Source organism: Agrobacterium bohemicum (assembly GCF_002896715.1).
GTDB classification, from domain to species: domain Bacteria; phylum Pseudomonadota; class Alphaproteobacteria; order Rhizobiales; family Rhizobiaceae; genus Agrobacterium; species Agrobacterium bohemicum.
The window spans coordinates 161989-168255 of sequence record NZ_PGEL01000019.1 but is presented as its reverse complement, the minus strand read 5'-3'; the positions used below and the strand labels follow the sequence as shown (position 1 = coordinate 168255).

Genomic DNA, 6267 nt, shown 5'->3' with positions numbered 1-6267 from the left:
ATCACGCCGAGGCAAAAACTGAAANTGGCAGCATGAATTCTACTGCTGAGCCCCGTTAAAAACGGGGGNATTACCGAACGATCAGGAACGTGCGGCTCTGGCGCAGGCAAACGAGCGTGGCCCGATGCCTTATCTCTACGGTGTTGTTCGCTGGCGTCTGTGCGATCTGGCTCAATGGCTTTGGGAAGAGTTTCGTATTGTGAGCGAGCAAACGCTGAACCGTGAAGTCCGGCCCATGGGCTATCATAAGCTTGCCGCCCGGCCCAAACATCACGCGCAACACCAATCGGTTGCCGTATCGACGAAAACGCGCACGCCATTCTAACTATGGATCAGGCAGGCTGGCATATGTCCAACAATCTCATCGTGCCTGAAAACATCACCATCCTACCACTCCCGCCGAAATCCCCAAAGCTGAACCCCGTCGAAAACCTCTGGCGCATCATGTCCTTCGGACGCAGAGAATGGGCGAATGGGTTCTGATCAGTGAGGTGGCATCTCAGGCGAAGTCAGGCAGACATTCTACTTTTCCTAGCTTTCCATATTTCCCGAGCCAGCTCTGAGCTTGCGGCCTGGAGTGAGGTGGCAGGTTTCGGCGTAAGGCTAGATGCAAGCAGAAAGAGCAAATGTCGCTCACGTCCTCAAACGCCCAGCATTATCTTGAGACCATCCGTAATTAGCGCATGGTCCTCAACATCCGGAAGTCCGCTGACGGCAACTGAGCCGACAAGTGTACTTCCTTGCAGGATCAGCGGAAACCCACCACCACTGGCGACGTACTCAGTGATTGGCAACCCGAACTTCGCGTTGAAATCGTATCCCTTTGCTGCCGATTCAAGCCTGACCCTGAGGGAGCTGCGATGAAAGCGATGGACGACCGCGCATTTGCGTTTGGTCCAGCCGAAGTTGTCGATCGTTGCCCCTGGCAGCAGCGTGGCGAACACGACGTCGTTTCCATGACGAACCTCGATTGCGACAGGATAATGTTTCTCTGCCGCTTTCTGTCGGATGATACTCCCGAGCGTCCAGGCGAAGTCATAATGGAACGTCGGAATATGAAGCAATGCTTCTTCAGCAATCACGCTGTCGATGGTCGGGGTCGCTTGGGTCACGGTCATGTTCCAGTTTACTTCTTTGCGGCCATGATCGCCGCTTGAACTTTATCAGCATATTCGCCGAGAGAGGCTTTCTTGTTGCGGTAGTCGATACCCTGAACCACGCTTACGGTCGTCTTCTCTACTGAAATGCATTGAACGGTGAAGACACCTTGGCCCTCCTTCCCTCCGCTGACAAGGACTAGCTGTCCCGGGAAACGCTGTACATTTGCCTCGTAACCTGCCTTGGCGGCAGCGTCTTCAACAATTGCGCCGCAGGTTTCGATGTCGAGTGCAGCTTCGGAGGTTCGCTCGACGTAATAGGTGAGATTGAAGTCATTGCTTTGCGCGAGGACAGGCACAGCTTGTCCCAGAAATGCTGCGGCGGCTGCGATCATGAGTGTCGAAGTTTTCTTCATCCGTTCCTCCAACAGCGGTATACAACATGTTTCACCTTTATTCCCGGGCGCAAATGGAATGGCAAGTGGGTGCGTTCCCCGTCGTTCCGATCTGCAACTAGAGGGCTCAAGTTTCCTGCTTCGTAAACAGTATCATTTACCGGTATGGTGGAACGTCGCTAGGTTCTCGGAGGAGAAAGAGAATGGCCCACGATTCGGCATATGATGTTGCGAGGTACAGTCGAATTTCGCGGGTTCTGCACTGGATCGTCGCGCTGCTCGTTTTTCTGACATGGCCGATGGGTCTGATGATCGGGTTCGTAAAGGACGAGGTGAAGCTCGATTTTNATCTCATCCATGAAAGTCTCGGATTTCTGATACTCTGGGTCATGTTGATGAGGGTCGGCGCCCGGCTGTACACACCGGCCCCTCCAATCCAGGGGCCAGCCATAGAACGCATCGCCGCGCACATGGTCCATGGCTTGATCTATATCTTTCTCATCATCATGCCGGTGTCGGGATTTCTGGCAACCAATGCCCACGGCTTTCCACTGCAATGGTTCGGGCTGGTGCCGATCTGGAGTCCTCTTGGCAAATCTGCGCAGATCGCTCCCTTATTGTCCGCCATCCACGAATGGAGCGCGTGGATCGTTTTCGGGCTTTTNGCGTTACACGTCGTGGCGGTAATATTCCACCGACTGATACGCCGGGACGCCACGCTATATCGTATTCTTTAGACAAGGAGCGTCGATGCGCAACCTCAACATCACTGATGGGCTCTGGAGACGGCTTCTTTCCATCCGTGATGGCAACGATGTCCTTAGCAGAAAAGATGCCGATGCTGCCTTGGCGCTCTACGGCCCGATCGCGTCTGCAAANGACGGTTTNGTGCTGGCGCAGGTGGGCCAGTCTCTGGACGGTCGTGTTGCGACGCCGAGCGGAGACGCGCGCGACATATCCGGCCCGGATGGGCTTGCGCATCTCCACCGTTGCCGCGCCCTTGTCGATGCGGTCATCGTTGGGATCGGTACTATCCAGAACGATAATCCGCGCCTTTCTGTCCGCGAGGTAAGTGGTCCAAGCCCGACCCGTGTCATCATCGATTGTCGCGGCGAACTGACAGGGAATGAGGGGCTGTTTCACGATGGTGGGGCTCCTGTCATCATTATCCAGGGACATGATGCGGCGCAAACGTCACGAGATTTTGATGTGGTAAAGCTCAGGCGCGGGCCAGCCGGGCTAGACCCCTCCCATATTCTCGACGCTCTTACGCAACGCGGTTTGAAGCGAGTCCTCGTGGAAGGTGGAGCAAGAACGATTGCTCGCTTTATCGACGCCAACCTTGTCGACCGTCTACACGTTGCCATCGCACCCCTGATTATCGGGTCTGGACCATGTGGCATTTCCTTGCCCCCGATCGCCGAGCTTTGTAATGCACATCGTCCGATGGCGGAGGTGTACGCACTGGGCAGCGATGTGCTTTTCGATTGCCGCCTGAAANCAAGGGCGACTTCAAGTGCGCGGGAGAGCCAGGATATCCGTATGTCCGACGGTGCAGACGCTGTTCTTTACGCCAATGTGTGACAGACGGAAGTCAAGCCATCCTTNGAAATCAGCATCGCTAATGTTTCCGATTTCGTGAATCGGACGGCTGAAGCCGAGCAGAAATTCATTCTGTAATTCAGCTGTCTCGGGGTCAAGTCGCCATGGGCTCGACGCCGTTTTCACAGTGAAGCCGCTAGCCTCGCACAAAGCAGAGAGATGATCGGAAGCGTCTGGCCCAAGCGCTGGTCCAAAGCCTTTATCGGATTGCTGGTGACGATTGAAATCCGCCACCACCTGCTTATCCAGCGGATGATCGACAGACCAATCTATGACGCCATCGTAGTTAAGAGCAGCGTATAGGCCGATCTTGCGCCGAGTGAGCAGGTCAACGAAGCGGCTGCAGAACTGACCTGAGCACAGATCAAAAAGGGCTGATGCTGTCACGATAGCAACATCGTCAAACAGCGTTTCGTCCAGCTTGTTCAGATCCTGACAGTGAAACTCTATGTTGTCCCGGGCTCCAATTTCGCGCTTGGCCTCGTCCAACAGGACAGTCTCGTAATCAAGAAGTTTCCATGCGGCTTCCGGTAATGCAGGGGAGAGCGTTCGGTAGGTTGATCCGGTGCCGCACCCGATGTCCATGATGACGTGAGGCGGTGGAAGTGCACTCAGATGCGCGTGGACCATCTCGAGAAGCGATTCTGCGCGCGCGTCGCGGTCCGCCGGTTCCCGAAGTGTCAGCCAGTTCGTCTCAAAGCCACTCATGCAAATTCTTTCAGTGCGTTCGAAATGATTTCCGATGTGTCCGCCCAAGCCGGTAACAGTGCACCAGCGCGTGCTGCGGCTGTTGCACGTCGTTTGCGTTCCCGGGGATCGCTTAACAGCGTCCTCAGTGCGCCCGCTATCGCGTCCACGTCGTCTACCGGAACCAGAAAGCCAGAATCTTCAGGAACGACATCAGGCACTGCGCCCGCTTTGCACGCGACGATCGGCAGACCATGCGACAGGGCTTCGGCAAAGACCATGCCGTAACCCTCATATCGACTGGCAAGCGCGAAGATGTCGGCTTGTGCGTAAGCGGGAGCGAGATTGTCGGACTCCCCAGCCAGAATAACGCGATCCGATAGCTTCCCCATCCTGATCTGCTCTGCCAGAGCATCTGTGACAGGCGGGTCGAGAGTTGGATTTCCGATGATCATTGCCCGCCAGGGAAGATCGGAGACTTTTTCAAGTGCGGCAATCAGGATGTCATATCCTTTGCGTTTTGTGAGAGAGCCGACCGAAAGGATCTGCGGGATATCGTTCTGCTGCTGACGTTGGACGGGCGGCTTCATGGTCCCCGGAACTGCCACCGTGATTTTATGAGGGGGCACGTCGAAGTTCTTCGCCAACTCGCCCGCGGTCATTGGCGACGTCACTACGACATGGCGCGTGGCCGCAAGCGCTGCTCTTTCGCTGTTGCGCAGGAGGTCCTGCTGCTCTTCATTCAATCCGGTTTCAAGTGCCAGCGGATGGTGAACAAGAGCAATAATCCTCAGGCGCTGTGCATCCCGTTTTGCCCACTCATTCATAACGCCGAAGGCAAGGCCATCGATCATCACGAGCGCGTCGTCCTCGAGGGCAGAGAGGCGCTTCTCCGCTTCCTCCAGCGTTTCCGCGGAAGGTGATGGAAATCCGTCTCCGAGCGCCAGAAGGTCGATATGCCAGCCGAGGTCACGCAGGCCCTTTATGACTTCGCGGTCATAGCCATATCCCCCGGTCTTGAGTTCAAGATTTCCGGAATATGCGAAAGTGAAGCGTTTTTTCAAAGATCGGCCTCATACCATCCACGCGCTGCATGCGATTCGTGCAGCGTTATTTTCAGGCGCGAGATACGGTGGCTGCCGGGACCAAGACGCTTCGCGGCAACCGCAGCGGCAAGCTCATCGAAAATATGCTTCGCGATCACTTCCGTCGTGCTGATCTTGCCTTTGAAGATACTAAGTTCGTCCAGGTTCTGGTAATTAAGGGGCTTCAGCACTTCCGAAAGGACAGTCGTCGCTGCCCCGATGTCGACGGCCAGGCTGTCCTCATCGACGTCTTTGGTGAAGAAGGCCGCATCTACGACGAAGGTTGCGCCGTGCATCCCCTGTGCCGGGCCGAAAACCGGTCGTGGAAGGCTGTGGGCGATCATGATGTGGTCTCTGACTTCGACTGCGAACATAGTGTCTCTTTCGTTAGTAGCGGATGCGATGGCAAAGTGTGTCCTGCCCGGACAGGATACGTGAATAATCGGTTGCTAGATCAGCAAAGGCTGTCTCGCCAGAAATCAGATGGTCGAGGCGGTCGTCGCGTAGCAGTTCAAGCGCTTTTGTCATCCGGCGCGAAAAGCTCCAGCGTCCCTTGCGCATCGCAGGAATTGACCCGACCTGTGAGCTGATGAGTGAAAGTCGCTTGGAATGAAACGCACCACCCAGCGATATGGTGATCGGCTTATCACCGTACCAACTCGCCTCCACGATCCGCGCTTCGGTTCCCGCATGCTGAATGGCAGCAGCAAGAGCCGCCCCAGATGCCGAAGCATTGATGAGCACGTCGAATTCTCCATCCAGAGTACCCGCCTCCGCGAAGGTGATGCCCATGGCTTGCACGTGAGTGCGGCGCATGGGGTTGCTATCAACGAGAACGGTCTCCGTTCCCGCGATTCGGCTGACGAGGTTTGCAATAAGCGTTCCGACGACGCCACCACCAAAGACTGCAACGCGGTCGCCTGGCTGGACGAGAGCATCCCAAACGATGTTGAGCGCAGTCTCCATGTTTGCCGCCAGCACGGCGCGGGCGGGTGGGAGATTTNCCGGCAGTACGGAAACCATGTTTTTCGTCGTGATGAAAAAATCCTGATGGGGATGAAGACAGAAGACGATTTTGCCTATCAGTTCCTCTGGCCCCCACTCCACGATCCCGACGGAGGAATAGCCATATTTCACCGGAAACGAAAAGTCGCCGCCCATGTGAGGTCCGCGCATCCGCACGAATTCGCCAGGCGGCACGGCTCCGTTGAAGACGAGGGATTCTGTGCCCCGACTGACGCCGCTGTAGAGACTTCGGACGAATACCCCGTCGGGACCGAGCGGCCCCAAGCTCTCTTCCCTTATCGCGCAATGATTTGCATGCTCGATCCACAGTGCCCGACTTGTTTTTTGTTTGCGCCGTTCTTCGGTGCCGGTAGAAGATGCCAAAAGCGTGATCCC

General features: G+C 55.9%; 9 protein-coding genes. 4 read left to right on the top strand and 5 right to left on the bottom strand.

Going from position 1 to position 6267, the window contains the following annotated elements; all coding sequences use genetic code 11:
• Nucleotides 1-124: 124 nt before the first annotated feature.
• On the top strand, nucleotides 125-325 hold the full coding sequence (locus tag CUC55_RS05365) for a winged helix-turn-helix domain-containing protein (RefSeq protein WP_082760346.1): 201 nt from the start codon (nucleotides 125-127) through the stop codon (nucleotides 323-325).
• A 23-nt stretch (nucleotides 326-348) separates the two neighbouring features.
• Entirely contained in the window at nucleotides 349-483 is a 135-nt protein-coding gene (locus CUC55_RS05360) for a hypothetical protein (protein ID WP_245304038.1), read from the top strand.
• 158 nt (nucleotides 484-641) lie between these two features.
• Here the strand turns inward: CUC55_RS05360 and CUC55_RS05355 are convergent, their stop codons facing one another.
• Entirely contained in the window at nucleotides 642-1118 is a 477-nt protein-coding gene (locus CUC55_RS05355; RefSeq protein ID WP_245417698.1) for a heme-degrading domain-containing protein, read from the bottom strand.
• 8 nt (nucleotides 1119-1126) lie between these two features.
• Complete coding sequence (locus tag CUC55_RS05350) at nucleotides 1127-1513, bottom strand: DUF6180 family protein (RefSeq protein ID WP_067653117.1); 387 nt, start codon at nucleotides 1511-1513, stop codon at nucleotides 1127-1129.
• Between the two features lie 182 nt (nucleotides 1514-1695).
• On the opposite strand from CUC55_RS05350, the gene CUC55_RS05345 reads away from it, so the two are divergent.
• On the top strand, nucleotides 1696-2229 hold the full coding sequence (locus tag CUC55_RS05345; protein ID WP_103087179.1) for a cytochrome b: 534 nt from the start codon (nucleotides 1696-1698) through the stop codon (nucleotides 2227-2229).
• 13 nt (nucleotides 2230-2242) lie between these two features.
• Nucleotides 2243-3076, top strand: a complete 834-nt coding sequence (locus CUC55_RS05340) for a RibD family protein (RefSeq protein ID WP_103087178.1) — start codon at nucleotides 2243-2245, stop codon at nucleotides 3074-3076.
• Here the strand turns inward: CUC55_RS05340 and CUC55_RS05335 are convergent.
• The 3 genes from CUC55_RS05335 to CUC55_RS05325 form a co-directional block, all read right to left on the bottom strand.
• Complete coding sequence (locus tag CUC55_RS05335) at nucleotides 3005-3679, bottom strand: class I SAM-dependent methyltransferase (RefSeq protein ID WP_425352750.1); 675 nt, start codon at nucleotides 3677-3679, stop codon at nucleotides 3005-3007. The two genes, CUC55_RS05340 and CUC55_RS05335, sit on opposite strands and share 72 nt — an antisense overlap.
• A 119-nt stretch (nucleotides 3680-3798) precedes the next feature.
• Entirely contained in the window at nucleotides 3799-4845 is a 1047-nt protein-coding gene (locus CUC55_RS05330; RefSeq protein WP_067653109.1) for a glycosyltransferase family 4 protein, read from the bottom strand.
• Complete coding sequence (locus tag CUC55_RS05325; RefSeq protein WP_067653107.1) at nucleotides 4842-5240, bottom strand: 6-pyruvoyl trahydropterin synthase family protein; 399 nt, start codon at nucleotides 5238-5240, stop codon at nucleotides 4842-4844. Before CUC55_RS05325 ends, CUC55_RS05330 begins: the two co-directional genes overlap by 4 nt.
• Nucleotides 5241-6267: the final 1027 nt, after the last annotated feature.